At 65.9% G+C, this 1,211-nt stretch carries 2 protein-coding genes; both read right to left on the bottom strand.

What is annotated here, in order from left to right; translation table 11 throughout:
* Positions 1-117: 117 nt before the first annotated feature.
* Complete coding sequence (locus ACFV20_RS37025; RefSeq protein WP_073772436.1) at positions 118-714, bottom strand: HAAS signaling domain-containing protein; 597 nt, start codon at positions 712-714, stop codon at positions 118-120.
* Positions 715-724: 10 nt separating this feature from the next.
* Entirely contained in the window at positions 725-1,099 is a 375-nt protein-coding gene (locus ACFV20_RS37020) for a PadR family transcriptional regulator (protein WP_073772435.1), read from the bottom strand.
* Positions 1,100-1,211: the final 112 nt, after the last annotated feature.

Raw genomic sequence — 1,211 nt, 5'->3', positions numbered from 1 at the left:
ACCTCCCTCAACGGCACGGGGGCCTTGTGCGTTGCGGCCCCCACCTCGACCTGACCGGCGTCACCCGATCAGTAGCCACGCTGAAAACGCTCACTCCGCTGTCACAAAACCGAAAGATCACGCCTGGCGATCCCTGGTCCGCAACAGCCATCCCACGCCGGCCAACGTCAGGAGAAGTCCGGCGACGGCCCCCGGCCAGCGCCATGTGTCGATCACTGCGTAGTTGCGGGGTGCGACGAAGGCCAGGTACCAGATCACGTTCATCGTGGCGGGCAGGAGTGTGGCCAGGATGAGGCCTGCCCATTTGCGGGCTGCCGTCCAGTAGCGGGAGCGGCACACCATCACTACGGCCGTGATCTTCATGGCTATGCTGATCCAGCTCAGGAGCACATGGTCTCCCGCGTAGGGCAGCACGGTGCTGATTATCAAAAGGAGCAGCGGTAGCCAGGCGGGGGAACGGTGACGCTTCGGTGTGCGTGTGGGGGATGTGGTGGTGTGGCCGAGTTCGTGGAGGGCGGTGTTGGCGATCGTGCGGGGGTCACCCACTTCGTGGAGGATCGCGCGGACGTCGCCGGGCCGTTCGGCGCGCGCGACCTCTATGTGCTCGCTGAGGTCGGCGAGGAGTTCCTGACGGGCTGCCGGGGGCAGTGCCGTGCTCTCGCGTTCCACGGTCGCGAGGTACTCCCGAACCAGGGTGTTGTCGTCGGTCTTCAAGGTGCGCCCCTCAGGGGTTGTGCCGGCGCCCGTTGGGGGGCGAAAGGAGGTGGTCGACGGTGTCGCGGAATGCCGGCCAGAGGCCGGTAAAGGAGTCGAGCGCGGTGCGTCCCGCATCGGTCAGCTCGTAATAGCGGCGCGGCGGGCCGGTGGAGGACTCCTGCCAGGTGGTGACGACGAGTTCGTCGCGCCGGAGCCGTGAAAGCAGGGGGTAGACGGTGCCCGGGCTCGTGGCGAGCACGGTCTCCTGCAAGTCCTTCAGCAGCTCGACCCCGTACTTGGGCCCGTCTCGCAGAAGGGCCAGGACGCAGTACTCCAGGACCCCTTTACGGAGCTGGACCTCGATCTTCTCCGGAACCTGATTACTTGCTTCACCGGCTACCATGCAGCACAAGATACCAGGTCTCGCATGTATTTGTCCGTGAGCAGGTGTGCGCAGCCGCTCCACGGCGGCCGATCAACCGCTTCCCAGCTTCATGCCACGAACGCGCCCGCTC

The organism is Streptomyces sp. NPDC059696 (assembly GCF_042733745.1).
In the GTDB taxonomy this organism is placed as follows: Bacteria; Actinomycetota; Actinomycetes; order Streptomycetales; family Streptomycetaceae; genus Streptomyces.
Note: the sequence above shows the minus strand (reverse complement) of the source record. Positions and strands in the feature narration are given on the sequence as shown.

Bases quoted from the DNA above. Each gene is read 5' to 3' on its own strand.
- ACFV20_RS37020 (WP_073772435.1), bottom strand. From the start codon at position 1,099: ATGGTAGCCGGTGAAGCAAGTAATCAGGTTCCGGAGAAGATCGAGGTC.